This is a genomic window from Mucilaginibacter sp. P4_D1 (assembly GCF_056401935.1).
In genome coordinates this window covers 160,426-181,087 of record NZ_JBFUIJ010000009.1, presented here as the reverse complement: position 1 = coordinate 181,087, position 20,662 = coordinate 160,426, and the positions used below count along the sequence as shown (strand labels likewise).

Below are 20,662 nucleotides of genomic sequence, written 5' to 3'. Positions count from 1 at the left end.
CTTCCGCATAAAACCGAACACCAGATGTACGTATTCGAACACCCGGCGCACCTCCACCAACGTAAATAATTGATTTACTGACATTTAAATAAATGGCACATATTTTATTCTATGTAATTAGTAGGGTATGCCCTGGTATCATAATTTATCTACCTGTAAGCTATGGATATAGAGGAACACGTTTGGCAACTGGCGACAAAAAAACTGGCTAACGAGGCATCGGCAGATGAACTGCTGGAGTTGGATAAGCTGTTAATGAAAAACCCCGAACTGAAAACCTCATTGATGTTAATTTTTGACTGGTGGCAGGATGAAAAAGAGGATACAAAAACCAACAGCTCCTTGTTATTTGAAAGGATACTGCAAAATATAAAGCCTGCAGATACGATGGCCAAAGATAATACAAGGGTTGTGCCGCCTTATTTGCCTGCCTATAAAGAACACTATAAATCGGATAAAAGAAGTTCAATTTTAATTAACACCGGTATGATTAAAAATTATTTAAAAGTTGCTTTAAGGCAATTGCAAAAACAAAAAATGTACGCCGCCATAAAAATTGGCGGCTTCGCGTTTAGTATCGCCGCTTGTTTATTAATCGCGTTGTATATCCGCGACGAAATTAGTTTTGATAAAAACTACCCTGATGCCGATAGGATTTACCGGGTTGTGGGTGCCTATAATATAGATGCCATACACGAAAAAGGTACTTCCTGGCCTGCAGTTATGGCCAAAACATTAAAAAACGACTATCCGGAGGTGGAAAAATCGGGCCGATTGATGCCAAACTCTCTTTTTTGGGGTGCCGGCAGCAACGAGCTGAAACGTGCTGATGGCGTGGAAAATACCCACGAGGATGGTTTTGCTTACGCCGATCAGTCGTTATTGGAGATGTTAAAAGTGTCCATGGTGTATGGCGATCTGGCGCACGCGCTTACCGAGCCGCAAACCATGGTGATATCAAAAAGCAAAGCCGATAAATATTTTCCTGGCCAAAACCCGGTTGGCAAGGTAATGTTCCTTAATAACAACAAAAGCAGGCCTTATAAAATTGGTGCGGTAATGCAGGATTTCCCTCCAACAACACACCTGCATTATAATTTTTTGCTTACCCTTACCGGCATTAAGTTTTGGGATGGCGAGCAGGAAACCTGGGGAGCCAGCAATTACGATGTTTACGTGCTACTTAAGCCGGGCGCAGATATTAAAGCCTTAAATAAAAAGATAACCGATGGGATAATAAAAGGCTATTACATACCCGATATGAGAAGGGGCGGCGATAAAAACGCCGATAGGATTGCCGCCGCTTTAACCATGTTTTTGCAAAACATTAAAGATATCAACCTATACTCTTATGATATCCGCGACGGCCTTTCGCACGGCGATATCCGTTTTGTGTGGCTGTTTGGCGCGGTGGCAGGCTTTATATTGGTGATAGCCTGTATTAATTTTATTAACCTGGCCACAGCAAAATCTGCCAACAGGGCAAAGGAGGTGGGCTTGCGCAAAGTGGTTGGTTCGCAACGCAGCGGGCTGATCAGCCAGTTTTTAACCGAATCATTAATTTACAGCTTTATCTCTTTTATTATAGCCATTATTTTGGCGGCGTTATTAATGCCTTATTTTAATACGCTTGCAGCAAAAACACTCACCATACCATGGCAGCATTGGTGGTTTATGCCCACCATATTGGCTGCCGCAGTAGTGGTTGGCATACTGGCGGGTGTTTACCCTGCATTCTACCTCTCCGGCTTTAAACCTGTTGAAGTGCTGAAGGGCAAGCTGGCTACCGGCAGCAAAAGCTCATTTTTGCGCAATGGGCTGGTGGTTTTTCAGTTTACAACATCCATTATATTAATTATCAGCACGGTGGTTATTTATAACCAGATGCATTATATATTGAATAAAAAGGTGGGTTTTGAAAAAGACCAGGTGCTGATGATACAGGGCACACACACGTTGGAAGGCGAAGTGCAAAACTTCAAAAACGAGCTGCTGAAGCTATCGGCAGTAAAAAGCGCCACCGTGAGCGATTTTTTACCGGTATCGGGTACCAAGCGTAACGGCAATGAGTTTCATAACGAGGGTAAACAGAAATTGGAAGCCGGTACCGGTGGCCAGTTTTGGGATGTTGATGCCGATTATATAAAAACCCTGGGCATGACTATAGTAGCCGGCCGGGATTTTAACCCTAAACTAAAAACCGATTCGCAGGCCGTGATCATTAACCAAACCATGGCCCAAAAATTAGGCCTTAAAAACCCCATCGGTAAAAGAATAAGCAATTATGGTGCGCCTGTGCCCATTATTGGCGTGGTAAAGGATTTTAATTTTGAAACGCTAAAGGGTAGCCTCGAACCGTTGGTAATGCACCTGGGCAATAGTCCTACAATTGTATCGGTAAAAATAAAATCTACCGATATAAAGGCCACCCTGGCGCAGATCACCACCGTTTGGAAAAACTTTTCGCCAAACCAACCCATCCGCTATACTTTTATGGACGAGCAATTTGCCAACATGTATGCCGATGTTCAGCGCATGGGCAGCATATTTACCAGTTTTGCTGTACTGGCTATTATTATAGCCTGCCTTGGCCTGTTTGCCCTGGCCGCCTTTATGGCCGAGCAACGCAGCCGCGAAATAGGCATCCGCAAGGTACTTGGCGCAAGCATCGCCAACATTACCCGGCTACTCTCGCTGGATTTTGTTAAGCTGGTATTTATAGCCATACTAATAGCGTCCCCCATATCCTGGTGGGCTATGAATAAATGGCTCCAGGATTTTAACCCCAGCAACCGCATCAGCATCAGCTGGTGGATGTTTGCCCTGGCGGGGATAATGGCCATTGTAATTGCCATTTGTACCGTGAGTTACCAAAGCATCAAAGCCGCGTTAATGAACCCGGTGAAGAGTTTGAAAGCAGAATAGTATCAAGTAGTAAGTATCAAGTATCAAGACAGAAAATAAAAGAGAGTTAAGAGTCAAGAATAAAGAGAGGGAAAAGTCATTAGGTCATTATGCTTCACGTCATTGAGTCATTGCAAACTTTTCAATGACTTAATAACCCAATGACTTAATGACAATAATACCAATGAACAATGATTAAGAGTTATTTAAAAACAGCGTGGAGGTTTTTGTTAAAAAACAAAACCTTTAGTTTCATCAACATTATAGGCCTGGCTACGGGTACTTTGTGTTGCCTGTATATTTTATTGTATGTGCAGGACCAGTATAGTTACGACAAACAGCATAACGGTGTAGAAAATATTTACCGGGTAACTACCGACCTGGAGCTGACCGGCGATAAGCACCATAGCGGGGCAAGTTCGCCGCCGATAACCCCGGCTATGCGGAATGATTTTGCCGAGGTAAAGCAATTTACCCGCGTGGTAACTACCGAAAAGTTTGGCGCCAAACAACACCTGCTGCGCTACAAAGAAAAGTCGTTTTATGAGAAGGACGCGCTGTTTGTGGATTCTACATTTTTCGACGTATTCAGCTACCATTTTGTGAGTGGCAGCGCTAACAGCGCTTTAGCAGAGCCATATTCTATAGTGCTGTTTAAGCCCGTGGCCGATAAACTTTTTGGTAGCGAGAATGCCGTTGGCAAAATGATATCTATTGATAACTCCTTCGGCAAACACGATTATAAGGTTATGGGCGTGATTGACGAAAGCCTGGGCAAATCGCACATTCATGGCAATATGTACATAGCGATGAACAGCGGTGGATTTGGCGAATCGGTACGGAGGAATGATGCCTGGGCCGGCAATAACTTCCTGTATGCCTACATCAAATTAAGGCCCGATGCCAGTGCTGCAGCACTGGAAAAAAAGCTGCCTGATTTTTTGAATAAATATGCGGCCCAACAACTAAAAGCTATCGGCATGAAAAAGGTATTACACCTGCAGCCGGTAAACAGCATTCACACCACCCCAGGTTTTGAAAACGAACTGAGTAAATCCCTCGACCCTTCGTTTTTATTCCTGCTGATATTAATTGCCGTGATGATCCAGGTAATTGCCTGTATCAACTTTATGAACCTATCCACCGCCCGCGCCTCAAAACGCGCCAAGGAAGTTGGTGTACGCAAAGTAATAGGCGCAGGAAAAGGCGATTTAATCAAACAGTTTTTAGGCGAATCGTTCCTGCTGGCATTTATTGGTGTTGCCATTGCATTGCCACTGCTAATCTTACTGATGCCTTATCTTAACCAGGTTACCAGGGCAGACATCCAATTAGATTTTTTCAGCAATTACAAAATCTGGTTAATGCTGTTGAGCCTTGTAGCTGTTACCGGCCTGGTTGCGGGTAGCTATCCGGCATTTTACCTGTCGGCTTTTGAAGCAATTAAGGTGATCAAGGGGAATTTTACCAACCAGGTTTCGGCAACCGGTATTCGTAAATCACTGGTTGTATTCCAATTTGTTTTATCTATAGTTTTGGTTACTGGTATCATTGTTATCTATAGCCAATTAAACTACATCAAAAATAAAGACCTTGGTTTTGATAAAAACCAAAAGCTCATCTTCAATTTTTACACCGAAGCGTCGCAGAAAAAGATGGCTGCTTTTACCAATGATCTGAAAGAACTCTCAGAAGTAAAAGCAGTAAATAATGCGGATAACTATTTAGGGCAATTTGTGCCGCACGATCATGGCGTTTTCCTGGCAGGTGGCAACATGGCCGCCGCGGTTGATGCCCAAAACATTAATACCGACGAACATTTTGTAAAAGCCAACGGCGTAAATTTAATAAGCGGCCGCGATTTCAGGCTGAATGATACCAACCGGGTATTAATCAATGAAACTTTGGCCAAACGCCTTGGCCTGGATGTGCAAAAAGCACCCGGCACCAGGCTATATTCCCAATACGATGGCAAACCAGCCACCTTTGTTGAAATAGCCGGCGTAATGAAAAACTTTAATTACAATTCCCTGCACAGCGAAGTGCGGCCCTTTATGATGGTATACCAAAACGATCCCGGCTATTTTAATTGTATGCTGGTATCTGTAGGCAGCAGTAATTATAAGGCCCTGCTTGATAAAATTTCGGCAGTTTGGCGTAAAGATTTCCCCGAGGTGCCATTTGAATATACTTTCCTGGATACCGAGGTTCAAAAACAATACGAAACCGAGATAATGCTATCTCAAATCATCAATTCATTTACGATGGTGGCCATTGTGATATCATGCCTTGGTCTGTTTGGCCTGGCTGCCTTTAGTGCTGAACAGCGCAGCAAAGAGATAGGCATCCGTAAAGTATTAGGCGCAAGCGTAACCGGTATAGTGCAATTGCTATCAACAGATTTTTTAAAGCTGGTGATCATCGCCTTTGTAATAGCCACGCCTTTGGCCTGGTGGGGCATGAGCAAATGGCTGCAGGATTTTGAATACCGCGTAACCATTAGCTGGTGGATGTTTGCCTTGGCGGGTATGTTAGCTGTTGTAGTAGCCCTGTTTACAGTAAGTTTCCAGGCCATAAAAGCAGCATTAATGAACCCGGTGAAAAGCCTAAAAGCAGAATAGTATCAAGTAGTAAGTATCAAGACCGTTGCAGGCGAGTTAGGGTCAAGAATCAAGACAGCTGTAATGAAGTTAATCCGAAAATCAAAAATCTTGCTACTTGATACTTACTACTTGATACTCCAAATGAACCAATGAACTAAAAAGATGAACCAACATTATTTTAAAACAGCATGGCGTAACCTTATTAAAAATAAGGCCAACTCCTTTATTAATATAGCCGGGCTTTCGGTGGGTATGGCGGTGGCTATGCTAATAGGCCTTTGGATATGGGACGAGCTTTCTTTTGATCAGTACCATGACAACTATAACCGTATAGCGCAGGTTGAGCAGCATTTGAAAAACAATGGCGAGATCAACACCTGGTCGGCTACGCCTTATCCGCTGGCTAATGAGTTGCGTAAAAATTATGGCAGCAATTTTAAATCGGTAGCTATGGCAACCGGCTGGGGAAACCACCTGTTTAGTTTAGGCGATAAAAAACTGAACAAGATGGGCGTTTATTTTGAGCCACAGGCACCGGAAATGCTGACACTTAAAATGCTTAAGGGTACCCGCGATGGCTTGAAAGACCCTTATTCGGTTTTGATATCGGCATCAAATGCCAAAGCCTATTTTGGTGATGCCGATCCGATGAACAAGGTTTTGAAAATTGATAACAAGCTTGATGTTAAAGTTACCGGCGTTTATGAGGATTTGCCCCGCAATACTACTTTTGGCGAGATAACTTTCATTGCACCATGGCAATTATACTTTAACAATACAGAGTGGGTACGCACAGCGGCCGATCCGTGGAGGCCAAACTTTGTTCAGATATTTGTTCAGCTTGCCGATAACACCGATTTCGCCCACGTATCCGCCAATATAAAAGATGCTAAACTGCGTAACATAAACCCCGAGCTGGCTAAAAAGAAACCGCAGCTGTTTTTACACCCCATGAGCAAATGGCACTTATACAGCGATTTTAAAAACGGTGTAAATATTGGCGGCCGCATTAAATACGTTTGGTTGTTTGGCATCATAGGCGTATTTGTATTATTACTGGCCTGCATCAACTTCATGAACCTGAGTACAGCACGAAGCGAAAAACGCGCTAAAGAAGTAGGTATCCGCAAAGCAATAGGCTCGTTACGCAGCCAGCTTATTTACCAATTTTTTAGCGAATCGTTGTTGTTTGTGGTATTGGCGCTGGCTTTATCGGTTTTATTGGTGCAGCTAAGCCTGCCTTTCTTTAATTCGGTATCTGATAAAAGCATGTCGATACAATGGGCCAGCCCGCTATTTTGGCTGATGGTTGTTGGCTTCAGTTTATTTACCGGGTTAATAGCCGGCAGCTACCCTGCTTTGTACCTGTCGTCATTTGAGCCCATCAAAGTTTTAAAGGGTTCGTTTAAAGTAGGCAGGTTTGCTGCTGTGCCGCGCAAAGTATTAGTGGTTATACAATTTACAGTATCTATTACCCTTATCATCGGGACTATAGTTGTGTTTAAACAGATCCAATTTGCTAAAGACAGACCCATCGGCTACAGCCGGGACGGATTAGTTTCTGTTCCTGTAATCAACGACGATGTTCATAAACACCTTGATGTAGTAACAACCGAACTATTAAAAAGTGAAGCGGTAATATCCGTAGCCGAAGCGGGCGCTGCTCCTACAAATTATGGTTCAAGCAGCAGCGGTTTTGATTGGAAAGGAAAAGACCCAAATATGAGTGCTGATTTTTTAACAGAAGGAATCTCTTACAATTACGCCAAAACCATTGGCTGGCAATTTAAACAGGGCCGTGGTTTTTCCCGCTCATTCCTTACCGATTCATCGGCCGTAGTAATTAATGAAACTGCCGCTAATTTTATGGGCTATAATGACAAGGCCGTTGGCGAAACTATTAAATGGGATGGCGCAACGTTGAACGTTGTAGGGGTGATCAAAGACATGATCATCAGCTCACCTTATGAAGAGATCCGCCCGTTCATTTATTACCTGTCCAAAGACTCCGAATCAACCATCCTGCTTAAAATCAACCCAAAAATGAGCGCCGCATCTGCGCTTGCCAAAATAGAAAGTATTTTTAAAGTTTATAATCCATCACAACCATTTGAATACCAGTTTGTAGACGATGAGTACGCCAAAAAATTCGGCAACGAGCAGCGCATAGGCAAACTGGCCGCCTGCTTTGCGGGCCTGGCTATATTTATCAGTTGCCTGGGCCTGTTTGGCATGGCATCGTTCCTGGCCGAGCAGCGCATTAAAGAGATTGGTGTACGCAAAGTGCTTGGCGCCTCAGTATTTAGCCTATGGCGCTTAATGTCGGTCGATTTTGTGGTGCTGGTGTTTATATCCATACTGGTTGCCACCCCTGTATCCTATTACTTTATGCATAACTGGCTGCAAGGCTACCAGTATCACGCCGGCATAACCTGGTGGATATTTGCCGCCGCCGCCGCAGGGGCCATGATAATAACACTGCTAACCGTAAGTTACCAAAGCATCCGGGCTGCATTATTAAACCCGGTGAAGAGTTTAAAGACAGAATAGTATCAAGTAGTAAGTATCAAGTATCAAGACCGCTGCGGGCGAGTTAGAGTCAAGAATCAGGCAACTGCAATGAGCTTAATTCGAAAATCAAAAATCTTACTACTTGATACTCCAAATGAACCAGTGAACTAATAAACCAATGAACTAATATGTTAAGGAATTATCTAAAAATCGCCTGGCGAAACCTTATCAGGAATAAGGCACATACGTTTATAAATATTGCGGGCCTTTCTGTAGGGCTGGCTTGTAGTTTGCTGATCCTGCTATGGGTTCAAAACGAGCTGGAGATGGATGCTTATCACAAAAACAGCAGCCGTTTATATTCTGTTTATGAACGCCAGTATTATGATAATAAAGTTGTTGGTCAATACAACACCCCTGGCTTATTGCCCGATGAGCTTAAAAAGCAAATTCCCGAAATTGAGGCATCAACAGGTATTTCATACGGTGGCGAAAGCACGTTCCGTGTTGGCGATAAAATTCTGAAAATGGGCGGGGTAAACGGTGGCGCCGATGTTTTTAAAATGTTTACTATTCCTTTGCTGGAAGGCAACGCACAAACGGCTTTAAATACACCGGTAAGCTTGGCCATCTCCAATAAAATGGCAAAAGCCTTTTTTGGCAGTGCGCAGGCGGCTATTGGCAAAACCATCCGTTATGAAAACCGGAAGGATTTTAAAGTAACCGGTGTTTACCAGGACCTGCCCAAAACCTCATCGCAACAATACGATTTTATTATGAACTGGGATGCATTTTTAGCCGATAATGATTGGGCAAAAATATGGGGCAACAACGGCCCCWCAACCGTTATCATGTTGCGCCCCGATGCCAACCCGGCTGTAGTCGAAAAAAAACTAACCCACTTTTTAGACAACCTGAATAAAAACCAAAAGAAAGGCACATTTACCGAGGAGTTAGGCGTACAGCTGTTTAAAGATGGATACCTGCACAACAATTTCGAAAACGGCGAATTTAAAGGAGGCCGTATTGAGTACGTGCGCCTGTTTACCCTTGTGGCTATTTTTATTTTGCTGATAGCCTGCATCAACTTCATGAACCTCACAACAGCCCGCTCGGTTAAGCGTGCCCGCGAAATTGGAGTGCGCAAAGTTGTTGGCGCGGTGCGTTCGGTGCTAATCAAACAATTTATAGGCGAATCGATGCTGGTAACTACGCTGGCCGTAGTGGTTTCATTATTATTATTGGTATTACTGTTGCCTGTGTTTAACAACATTACCCAAAAAGAGATAGCGCTGCCATTTCATCAGCCCGATTTCTGGTTAAAATTAGCAGCCATCACTTTAATTACCGGCTTTATATCAGGCAGCTACCCGGCTTTGTTTTTATCATCCTTTAACCCGGTAAATGTTTTAAAAGGAACATTGAAGTTAGATACCGGTACAACTATGTTCCGTAAAGGGCTGGTGGTATTCCAGTTTTTCCTGTCGGTGGTCATGATTACCGCTACTATTGTAATATCCAAGCAAATGGATTACGTGCAATCAAAAAACCTGGGCTATGATCGTGAAAATCTTATTTACATCCCGATGAATGGCGAGCTGATCCACAAATACCAGGCCTTTAAAGATGAGGCTTTGCAAATGCCAGGCATCAAGTCGATAAGCCGGATCACTGCTACGCCAACAGGGCTTGATAACGGAACCAGCGATGTTGATTGGGTAGGTAAAGATAATAACGTTCAAATTCAGTTTACGCAGGTATCTATAGGGTACGATTTTGTTAAAACCATGAAACTTAAAATGGCTGCCGGCCGCGATTTCTCGAAGGCTTACGGTGCCGATTCAGTAGGATACCTCATCAATGAAACAACACTAAAAAGATTAAAATATGCCGACCCAATAGGTAAGCCTTTAACCTTTTGGGGCAAAAAGGGGCAGATCATCGGCGTATTAAAAGATTTCCATTTTGCATCACTGCATGAGCAAATCCAGCCGCTGATCATTAGGTATGGCGAACAGGAGGGTTATGGTAATATCCTGGTGAAAACCCAGCCCGGCAAAACCCGCGATGCATTGGCCAGTTTGGCAACCCTGGCTAAGCAAATTAACCCGGCTTTCCCGTTCAGCTACACCTTCAGCGACGACGAATACCAAAAGCTTTACCAAAACGAACAGATAGTAACCAAACTTTCAAACGCGTTTGCATTTCTGGCCATATTTATATCGTGCCTTGGCCTGTTGGGCTTAGCCATGTTTACTGCCGAGCAACGCATCAAAGAGATAGGCATCCGCAAGGTATTGGGGGCCAGCGCAGCTTCGTTATTTACCCTGCTATCGTCAGAGTTTTTGCTGCTGGTTATCATTTCACTGTTTATCGCCCTGCCGGTATCCTGGTATGCCATGAGCGCCTGGCTGCGTGATTTTGCTTACCGAACGCCCATGCACTGGTGGATATTTGCCATGGCTGGCGGTATTATCATTGTAATAGCCATGGTAACAGTAAGTTTCCAGGCCATAAAAGCGGCGCTGATTAATCCGATAAAAAGCTTGAGATCGGAATAGAATCAAGAATTAAGAGCCAAGAATCAAGACAGAATTAGTCATTTCGCTGCCCTGTCATTGGTCATTGGTTGAGTTAAAAAACGTATCACGTACAACTTAAAACGTACAACATGTTCAGGAATTACCTCAAAATCGCATGGCGAAACATCTCCAAAAACAAGGTGCATACATTTATTAATGTAGCCGGGTTATCAGTTGGCATGGCGGTAGCTATGCTGATAGGCCTTTGGATATGGGATGAGTTATCGTTTGATAAGTATCATCAAAACTATAACCACATAGCCCAACTGATGACCACCCAAACGGCCAACGGCGAGACAGTCACATTCGGATCGACCGTGGTGCCCCTTAGCGCCGAACTGCGTACCAAATACGCGGGTGATTTTAAGCTAACCGCGCTTACCTGGGAGGGCACACATATATTAGCCGTTGGCGATAAAAAAATATCGCAAAACGGCATGTGGGCCGAGCCCGATTTGCCCGCTATACTTTCATTAAAAATGATAAAAGGAAGCTATGCCAGCTTTAAAGATCCTTCGTCTTTTGTATTATCACAATCTTTGGCTATCGCCTTGTTTGGCAGCGCCGACCCTATAAATAAGGTTGTACGCATTGATAACAAAACCGACATGAAGGTAGCTGGCGTTTACCAGGATTTGCCGTATAACACCACCTTTTATCCAACTAAATTCATGTTACCCTGGAGCAGCCCCGCAAACTGGTGGAATACGCAAAGTTCTGCATGGGATAACCATGGCTGCCATTTATTTGCTTTGATGAATGAGCATACCGATTTTGCCAAAGTATCGGCAAAGATCAGGAACATTACCAAGCCTCATTTTAAAATGAACGACGAGGTAATGCAAATACATCCCATGGCCAAATGGCACCTGTACAGCGATTTTAAAAACGGCAAAGCAGTTGGCGGCCGCATTGAGTTGGTGTGGCTGTTTGGCATCATTGGTACGTTTGTATTGCTGTTGGCATGTATCAATTTTATGAACCTGAGCACCGCCCGCAGTGAAAAACGCGCGAAAGAAGTTGGCATCCGCAAAGCGATAGGCTCTGTCCGCTCGCAACTGGTTAAGCAGTTTTTGAGCGAATCGCTGATGTTTGCATTTTTGGCTTTGGTGGTTACGCTTGTTTTGGTTTTAGTTGCTTTGCCCTATTTTAATAACATTGCCGATAAGCAAATTGCCATGCCTTTTATTAATCCCTGGTTTTGGGTAGCCGCTTTGAGCTTTACTTTTTTTACCGGAATTATAGCAGGAAGCTATCCGGCATTTTACCTTTCGGCCTTTGAACCAATTAAGGTATTAAAAGGGACTTTTCGTGTAGGGCGTTTTGCTTCGCTGCCGCGTAAGGTTTTAGTGATTGTACAGTTTACGGTATCTATTGTGCTCATTATCGGCACCATTATCGTTTTCAGGCAAATTCAGTTTGCGCGCAACAGGCCTGTTGGCTATACCCGCGAGGGCTTAATTACGGTTGATATGAACACGCCCGAAATTTATGGCCATTATGAAGCCATGCGGAACGACCTGATCCAAACCGGTGCGGTGGCCGACATGGCAGAATCAAACAGTTCAACAACCCAGGTATGGTCAAACAACGGTGGTTTTGAATGGGCTGGTAAAGCCCCAGGCTTCGATCCAACATTTGGTACAATAGCCGTAACTTATGATTATGGTAAAACCGTTGGCTGGAAGATAATTGAAGGCCGCGATTTTTCAAGAAGTTTTCCTACAGATACCGGGGCGTTTATATTAAATGAATCGGCAGTAAAACTAAGCGGAATTAAAAACCCTATTGGTAAAACCATGCATTGGGCAGGTAAAAACCATATTATAACCGGCGTGGTGAAGGATATGGTGATGGAATCACCATACAAACCTACCGTCGCTACCGTTTTTCATATGAACCCGACTTGGGTTAACGTCATCACCTTGCGCGTAAACCCTAAAGTGCCTATGCGCGAAGCCCTGGGCAAAATTGAACCTGTGTTTAAAAAATACAATCCCGGCAGCCCATTTCAGTTTAAGTTTAATGATGATGAATACGCCCGCAAATTTAGCGACGAACAACGCATAGGCAACCTGGCTACCGTGTTTGCTGCGCTGGCTATCTTTATCAGCTGCCTTGGCTTGTTTGGCCTTGCATCATTTGTTGCCGAACAACGCGTAAAGGAGATAGGGGTACGTAAAGTGCTTGGCGCATCGGTGGCAAACCTGTGGCGTTTATTATCAACCGAGTTTGTGGTGCTGGTAGCTATATCATTACTTATTGCAATCCCTGTGGCTTATTATTTTATGAACGGCTGGCTTCATCAATACCAGTACCGGTCGCCGATAACCTGGTGGATATTTGCATTATCGGGCACGGGGGCTATTACCATTACATTAATTACAGTAAGTTTCCAGGCCATAAAAGCAGCACTGATGAACCCGGTAAAAAGCCTGCGCTCAGAATAGAACCAAGAATTAAGAGTCAATAATCAAGACAGAGTTAGTCATTGGTCACTAGTACAGTCAAAAATTAAAAACGTATCACGTACAACTTAAAACGTACCACATGTTAAAGAACTATATCAAAATCGCGTGGCGAAACCTTATTAAAAACAAGGCGCACACTTTTATCAACGTTACCGGCTTATCGGTTGGTATGGCTGTGGCTGTGCTGATAGGTCTTTGGATCTGGAACGAGTTATCATACGATAAGTATCATGATAACTACAACCGAATTGTGCGGGTAATGCAGCACCAAACCTTTAACGGCGAGGTAGGCACACAAAACTCAATCCCCCTGCCATTAGGCTACAAACTGGGCGAAGAGTATAAAAGCGATTTTAAATATGTGGTGTTATCTACCTGGAACTTTAACCATATCATAGCCTCGGGTGATAAAAAACTATCCTACGCCGGCTCATACATGCAAGCCGATGCGCCTAACCTGCTTACCCTCAAAATGCTCAAGGGCACGCGGTCGGCATTAAAAGATCAATCGTCTATCATCCTTTCGGCATCATTGGCCAAAGCCATTTTTGGCAATGCCGACCCCATGTTTAAGGCTATAAAAATAGATAACCAATGGAACCTGAAGGTAACTGGGGTATACGAGGATTTACCTCACAATACCAGTTTTAAAGAACTGGGGTTTATTGCGCCCTGGGATCAGTTTATGACCCATCAGCCTTACCTTAAACAGGCCCGTGTAACCTGGGGCAACAACTCCTGGCAATTGTTTGCGCAGCTACAACCTAATGCCAATTTGGACCGGGTATCTGCCAGGATAAAAAACCTGAAAATGGAAGGTTTGAAGCTTAATAACGACAAAATTGGTTTAACCTTCAAGGCGTCTATCTTTTTACATCCCATGAGTAAATGGCACCTGTACTCGGAGTTCAAAAATGGCATCAATACCGGTGGCGATATTAAGTTTGTTTGGATGTTTGGCCTTATCGGCGTGTTTGTATTGCTGCTGGCTTGTATCAATTTCATGAACCTGAGCACCGCCCGTAGCGAGAAACGGGCCAAAGAAGTAGGCATCCGCAAAACAGTTGGTTCGCTGCGTAGCCAGCTCATTGGGCAGTTTTTTATGGAATCGATGCTGATAACCGTTTTCGCGTTCTTCCTGTCGTTGGTTTTGGTGCAGCTGATATTGCCCTGGTTTAACCAGGTTGCCGATAAAACCGTTACTATACTATGGTTTAATCCCTTGTTCTGGATCATGGGCATTGGCTTTAGCATTTTTACGGGTATTATAGCGGGTAGCTATCCGGCGTTTTACCTCTCGTCGTTTCAGCCTGTAAAAGTGTTAAAGGGTACTTTTAAGGCGGGCCGCTTTGCTGCCCTGCCGCGTAAAATATTGGTGGTATTACAATTCACGGTTTCGGTTACCCTTATTATTGGTACCGTTATTGTTTTCAGGCAGGTGCAGTATACCAAGAACCGTCCGGTAGGATATGACCGTACCGGGCTTATCCAGGTTGATATGCGTACCGAAGAGATCCATAATCATTTTGATGCGGTACGGAACGACCTGATTCAATCGGGCGCTATTGTTGATATGTCTGAATCCGACAGTCCGCTAACGGATATATACTCTGATAACAGCGGCTTTAAATGGCGCGATAAAGACCCCGCCCTTCAGGATGATTTTGGTACGATAGCCGTAAGCGCAGAATTTGGTAAAACCGCGCAATGGAAAGTAGTGGATGGCCGCGACTTTGCCAAAAACAACTTAGCCGATTCATCGGCCATGGTGGTAAACGAGGCAGCGGTTAAATTTATGCATTTGAAAAACCCGGTAGGCGAAACACTGGAATGGTATAAAAAATTCCAGATCATCGGTGTGGTAAAGGATATGGTGATGTCATCGCCTTACGAGCCAATACAGCCTACTGTTTTCTATCTTACAAAAAACAGCGGCGGGATGATTAACATCCGCATTAACCCTAAAGTAAGCCCGCATGAAACACTGGGTAAAATAGAAACTGCCTGGAAACGATATGCGCCCGGCAGCCCCTTTGAATATAAATTTACCGACGAACAGTACGCCCAAAAATTTGCCAACGAAGAGCGCGTAGGTAAACTGGCTGGTTTCTTTACCCTTTTGGCCATCTTTATCAGCTGTATGGGCTTATTTGGTATGGCATCCTTTATGGCCGAGCAGCGCACTAAAGAAATTGGCGTACGCAAGGTATTGGGTGCATCGGTGTTTGGCCTGTGGCGCTTAATGTCGGTAGATTTTGTGGTATTGGTTTCAATATCCCTGCTGATATCTATCCCTACGGCATACTACTTTATGCACGGCTGGTTGCAAGATTATAAATACCGCGCCGAGCTTTCCTGGTGGATCTTTGGCGTAACAGCATTAGGATCAATCATGATTACCCTGCTTACTGTAAGCTATCAAAGTATTAAGGCCGCGCTGATGAACCCGGTGAAAAGCCTTCGGTCGGAATAGAGGCAAGACGAAATTAGTCATTGGTCATTTCGCTGCGCTGTCATTGGTCATTAGTAAAATAAAAACGTATCACGTACAACTTAAAACGTACAACATGTTCAAGAATTATATCAAGATCGCCTGGCGAAACCTTACGCGTAACAGGGCGCATACTTTTATTAATATAACCGGCCTATCGGTGGGTATGGCTGTGGCCATGCTTATTGGTTTGTGGATTTGGGACGAGCTGTCATACGACAAGTATTTTAAAAACTACGACCGGCTGGTACAGGTTATGCAGCATCAAACCTTTAATGGTAATGTAGGTACACAATCTGATATACCTATGCCGTTGGGTTACAAACTGCGGGATGACTATCAGAATGATTTTAAGTATGTGGTACTATCAACCTGGACATACGCACACATCGTCGCATTCGGTGATAAAAAACTAACCCAGCAGGGAAACTATATGCAGGCCGAAGCACCAGACCTGTTCAGCTTAAAAATGATCAAAGGCACAAGATCGGGGCTAAAAGATCCATCGTCTATCATTCTGTCTGCATCGCTGGCTAAGGCCCTTTTTGGCGACACTGATCCCATGTTTAAAGCTTTAAAGATTGACAATAAATGGAACGTTAAGGTTACCGGCGTTTACGAAGATCTGCCGCATAATAACAGCTTAGCCGAAGTGGCATTTATTGCACCCTGGGATTTGTACATGACTACTCATGTAAAAACAAACATTACACAATGGGGCAATAATTCATGGCAACTATTTGCACAGCTAAGCCCCAATGCAGATATAAACAAGGTATCGGCCAGGATAAAAGATTTGAAACTGAATGCTTTTACCGCCGAGGGCAATAAGCTGGGTTTATCTTTTAAGCCAACTGTGTTTTTGCACCCGATAAGCAAATGGCATTTATATTCGGAGTTTAAAAATGGTATTAATACCGGCGGGGCTATACAATTTGTATGGATGTTTGGTATTATTGGCGTATTTGTATTGCTGCTGGCTTGTATCAATTTCATGAACCTAAGCACGGCCCGGTCAGAAAAAAGGGCCAAAGAAGTAGGTATACGCAAAACGGTAGGATCGCTGCGAGGCCAGCTTATTGGCCAGTTTTTGGTAGAGTCGGTGCTGATCTCGGCATTTGCCTTCCTGTTTTCCATAGTTCTTGTACAACTCATTTTGCCCTGGTTTAACCAGGTAGCCAATAAAACTATGCAGGTATTATGGGCCAACCCGATGTTTTGGGTACTTGGGATTGGTTTTAGCCTCATAACAGGGCTCATAGCGGGTAGTTACCCTGCCTTTTACCTGTCATCATTTAAGCCGGTGAAAGTTTTAAAAGGAACATTTAAAGCCGGACGAATGGCTGCATTACCCCGTAAAGTACTGGTGGTTTTACAGTTTACGGTTTCCGTTACTTTAATCATAGGTACTATTATTGTTTTCAGACAGGTGCAATTCACCAAGAACAGACCAATAGGTTATGATCGCACCGGCCTTATTCAGATAGAAATGAAAACAGATGCCATTCATCAGCATTTTGCAGCAGTAAGGAATGACCTGCTGCAATCGGGAGCAATAGTTGAAATGGCCGAGTCTGATAGCCCGTTAACCGGGGTATATTCTAACAATAGTGGCCTTACCTGGCGAGATAAGGATCCCGGTCTGCAGGACGATTTTGGCACTATTGCAGTGAGCCCCGAATTTGGAAAAACGGCCGGTTGGAAACTTACCGACGGACGCGATTTTTCAAGGGATATTTTAACAGATTCATCGGGGATAGTATTGAACGAAGCGGCTGTAAAGTTCATGAACTTTAAACACCCGGTTGGCGAAGCCATTAAATGGTACAAGGATTTTAAAGTTATAGGCGTAGTGAAGGATATGGTTATGTCATCGCCCTATGAGCCTGTAAAACCAACTATATTTTATATGGTTTCGTATGCTCCCGGGATAGTTGATATCAGGCTGAACACCGGCAAAAGCGCCAGCGAAGCATTACGTAAAATTGAATCTGTATTTAAACAGTATGACCCGGCCAGCCCTTTTGATTATAAATTTACAGATGATCAATATGCTCAAAAGTTTGCCAACGAGGAGCGGATAGGTAAACTGGCAGGTTTCTTTACTATGTTGGCCATCTTCATTAGTTGTATGGGCCTGTTTGGCATGGCATCATTTATGGCCGAGCAGCGCACCAAGGAAATTGGCGTACGCAAGGTATTGGGTGCCTCAGTATTTGGCCTGTGGCGCTTAATGTCGATCGATTTTGTGGTGCTGGTTTCCATATCATTACTCATAGCTATACCAACCGCTTATTACTTTATGCAAGGCTGGATAAAGGATTACAAGTACCACGCCGAACTTTCCTGGTGGATTTTTGGCGCAACGGCATTAGGGTCTATCATGATAACGGTGCTCACAGTGAGCTATCAAAGTATTAAAGCCGCGTTGATAAACCCGGTGAAAAGCCTTCGGTCAGAATAGGATTGTTCATTGGTTCACCGGTTCATTAGTTCATTAGTCAGGACGGTGAATTCAGAGTCTTACCCTCTATTATATCAACAAAAAAGGAGCCTTGCAGCTCCTTTTTTGTTGTACATATGTTTTTGTTATACGCCGGCTTTTACATCCTGCATATTGTAATGCTTTAGTACATCATCAGGTACACCGGTCCATTTGTTGGGGTTGTTGCCGGCAAAGCCAATATCATCAATACCCATTTTGGTAGTGTAAAAACCCGATGCGGTTAAATCGCGCATGCGGTTAAAAAAAGCTACGCCCTGGGCCATTTCCGGTTTGGCTTTGGCGGGGTAGGCTATCATATCTACCAGCTCTATCTGCTGCGCATGGCTGCAATCGGTAAATACCTTGCCAAAACGGTTAAGGCATTGCAAATCCAGCCAGCGCAAACCGCCACGCATCGGGGTTTGATGATCGGGTATGTCCTTCACAATAAACTCGATAAAATCAGGCACCTTGGCGTCAGATGCGCTGCCCGATTTTTCGTCTTTAGGGATAATGATATCTCCCAAAACAGTAATGGTAGCCATTTCTGCCGCTGTAAAAAATTTATCGCCATTCAGCTTTTTATCGCGCTCAACCTCAAAAGGCTGGCGGCCGGCCTCGGCTCCTGTGGCTGCGGGGGCTGTTTCTTCTGTTTTTGGGGCACCGGGTTTACAAGCTTCCAGTATTAATCCTGCCGAAAGTGTGGTAAAGCCTAATGCTTTAAGGGAATCACGTCTGTTCATAATATTTTATTGGATTAACTTGTTAAACGTTTAGTGCTTTTCGTTGCTGTAATATGTATTCTGCAGTACGCATACTCATGGCCAATATCGTCCAGGTTGCGTTTTTATCACCTTGTTGTACAAACGGTGCGGCATCAACCACAAACAGGTTTTTGCAATCATGCGCCTGGCACCATTTATTCAGGGCCGACTTTTTAGGATCGTTACCCATGCGGATGGTTCCAACTTCGTGAATAATTTTGCCCGGCGCTTCTAAACCATAATTGGTTTCGGGCCCTTGCGGACCGCCATAAATGGCACCGCCCATGTTGTGCATAATTTCCTGGAAGGTTTCCTGCATGTGCTTGGCTTGCTTAATTTCGTCATCAGCCCATTTGTAGTGGAACCGCAATACCGGGATACCGTATTTATCAACCACGTTAGGGTCAATCTCGCAATAGTTATCGTAACGGGCAATAGCAGTACCGCGGCCGGCCATGCCAAACTGGGTACCATAAAAACGGCGGTAATCGTCTTTCAATGATGCACCGTAGCCACCAGCATCTTTCATTTTACCATCACGGCCGGGTACGGCGCCGTTCATATTATGAATACCGCCGCCAAAACCGTATGATGGCATGTGCATACCGCCACCATATTCAATGTGATAACCGCGTGGAAAATCAAGTTTCTTATTATCAAGCCACCACGGCGAGTAGATGTGTACGCTACCCACACCATCTTCATTGTAGCGTTTACGGTCCATCAATTCGGGCAGGAAACCGCCGGCACTTGAGCCGGTTGAATCATGCAGGTAATGGCCAACAACACCACTGCTGTTTGCCAAACCACCCGGATGCTGGGCCGATTTGGAATTGAGCAGGATACGGGCCGATTCGCCTGCGCTGGCTCCAAGGATAACCGTTTTGGCGTTTACCTGGTACTCCTGCAAATCTTCGCGGTTTACGTATGATACGCCTGTGGCCAATCCTTCGCTATTGGTTATCACTTCGCGCACCATGGCGTTGGTAATTACTTTTAAGTTGCCGGTTTTAACAGCCGGGATAACCAGGCATGATGATGCAGAGAAATCGCCATAAACTTTACAGCTCCGGCCACACTGACCGCAGAAGAAACAAGCGCCACGATCTTTATTACCGGGCAAAGCTTCGGTTAACACCGAACCACGGCCAGGGATAATGGTAACACCGGCTTTTTTGGCGCCTTTTACAATGTACAGTTCGTTAAGCCTTGGCTTTGGCGGGGGCAGGTAAATACCATCGGGTTCGTTTTCCAGCCCTTCTTTGGTACCGTAGATACCTATCATACGGTCAACCTTATCATAGTAAGGTTTTACATCATCGTAAGTTATTGGCCAGTCATCCGTAAGGCCATCTTTAGCCTGGAAATCCTTTGGCCCCATACGCAACGAGATACGGCCCCAGTGATTGGTACGGCCGCCCAGCATACGCGAGCGGAACCAGAAAAATTCAGTTTTGTCTTTAGTTGTGTAAGGTTCGCCATCAATTTCCCAGCCACCAAAAGCGGCATCAAAATCGCCAAAAGGGCGTGTTGTACCTGCACCACGGCGCGGCGACTCCCACGGCCATTTTAACTGGGCCGAGTCTTTTTGCGGATCGAAGTAAGCACCGGCTTCCAGCATCAGTACTTTAATGCCCGCATTGGCCAGTACGTAACCAGCCATACCACCGCCTGCACCCGAACCAACAATTACTACATCATAAGTTTCAGATGATTTTTTAATTTGTAGATCGCTCATATTATCTCAAAAATATCCTTTGTTTTAAAACAGGAAAAATGCACGCTTTAGGCATGCATTAGTTTAAATTGGATTATCGGTATAAATATATTGAACGCAGTGCGTAAAATATA

General features: G+C 44.3%; 9 protein-coding genes. 7 read left to right on the top strand and 2 right to left on the bottom strand.

Going from position 1 to position 20,662, the window contains the following annotated elements; genetic code table 11:
- The first annotated feature begins 162 nt into the window (after positions 1-162).
- From AC1DV1_RS11220 to AC1DV1_RS11190, 7 genes are all read left to right on the top strand, one after another.
- A complete protein-coding gene (locus tag AC1DV1_RS11220; protein ID WP_477358823.1) occupies positions 163-2,925 on the top strand; it encodes an ABC transporter permease in 2,763 nt (920 codons plus the stop codon).
- A gap of 170 nt (positions 2,926-3,095) precedes the next feature.
- Entirely contained in the window at positions 3,096-5,525 is a 2,430-nt protein-coding gene (locus AC1DV1_RS11215; protein ID WP_477358820.1) for an ABC transporter permease, read from the top strand.
- Positions 5,526-5,669: 144 nt separating this feature from the next.
- On the top strand, positions 5,670-8,057 hold the full coding sequence (locus AC1DV1_RS11210; protein WP_477358817.1) for an ABC transporter permease: 2,388 nt from the start codon (positions 5,670-5,672) through the stop codon (positions 8,055-8,057).
- Between the two features lie 149 nt (positions 8,058-8,206).
- Entirely contained in the window at positions 8,207-10,579 is a 2,373-nt protein-coding gene (locus AC1DV1_RS11205) for an ABC transporter permease (RefSeq protein ID WP_477358813.1), read from the top strand.
- Positions 10,580-10,689: 110 nt separating this feature from the next.
- Complete coding sequence (locus AC1DV1_RS11200; protein ID WP_477358809.1) at positions 10,690-13,050, top strand: ABC transporter permease; 2,361 nt, start codon at positions 10,690-10,692, stop codon at positions 13,048-13,050.
- 100 nt (positions 13,051-13,150) lie between these two features.
- Entirely contained in the window at positions 13,151-15,544 is a 2,394-nt protein-coding gene (locus AC1DV1_RS11195; RefSeq protein ID WP_477358806.1) for an ABC transporter permease, read from the top strand.
- A 94-nt stretch (positions 15,545-15,638) separates the two neighbouring features.
- The gene (locus AC1DV1_RS11190) at positions 15,639-18,026 is read left to right on the top strand and encodes an ABC transporter permease (protein WP_477358803.1); all 2,388 of its coding nucleotides are present in this window, start codon (positions 15,639-15,641) and stop codon (positions 18,024-18,026) included.
- 125 nt (positions 18,027-18,151) lie between these two features.
- On the opposite strand, the gene AC1DV1_RS11185 is transcribed toward AC1DV1_RS11190, so the two are convergent.
- Together AC1DV1_RS11185 and AC1DV1_RS11180 are read right to left on the bottom strand one after the other, a co-directional pair.
- Positions 18,152-18,790 carry a gluconate 2-dehydrogenase subunit 3 family protein gene (locus AC1DV1_RS11185; RefSeq protein WP_147055444.1) on the bottom strand — a complete coding sequence of 213 codons (639 nt, stop codon included), beginning with the start codon at positions 18,788-18,790 and terminating at the stop codon, positions 18,152-18,154.
- A gap of 22 nt (positions 18,791-18,812) precedes the next feature.
- On the bottom strand, positions 18,813-20,549 hold the full coding sequence (locus AC1DV1_RS11180; RefSeq protein ID WP_477358800.1) for a GMC oxidoreductase: 1,737 nt from the start codon (positions 20,547-20,549) through the stop codon (positions 18,813-18,815).
- Between the last annotated feature and the right edge of the window lie 113 nt (positions 20,550-20,662).

Coding starts and splice junctions, on each gene's coding strand:
- AC1DV1_RS11220 (WP_477358823.1), top strand. CDS start 163: ATGGATATAGAGGAACACGTTTGGCAACTGGCGACAAAAAAACTGGCT.
- AC1DV1_RS11215 (WP_477358820.1), top strand. CDS start 3,096: ATGATTAAGAGTTATTTAAAAACAGCGTGGAGGTTTTTGTTAAAAAAC.
- AC1DV1_RS11210 (WP_477358817.1), top strand. CDS start 5,670: ATGAACCAACATTATTTTAAAACAGCATGGCGTAACCTTATTAAAAAT.
- AC1DV1_RS11200 (WP_477358809.1), top strand. CDS start 10,690: ATGTTCAGGAATTACCTCAAAATCGCATGGCGAAACATCTCCAAAAAC.
- AC1DV1_RS11195 (WP_477358806.1), top strand. CDS start 13,151: ATGTTAAAGAACTATATCAAAATCGCGTGGCGAAACCTTATTAAAAAC.
- AC1DV1_RS11190 (WP_477358803.1), top strand. CDS start 15,639: ATGTTCAAGAATTATATCAAGATCGCCTGGCGAAACCTTACGCGTAAC.
- AC1DV1_RS11185 (WP_147055444.1), bottom strand. CDS start 18,790: ATGAACAGACGTGATTCCCTTAAAGCATTAGGCTTTACCACACTTTCG.
- AC1DV1_RS11180 (WP_477358800.1), bottom strand. CDS start 20,549: ATGAGCGATCTACAAATTAAAAAATCATCTGAAACTTATGATGTAGTA.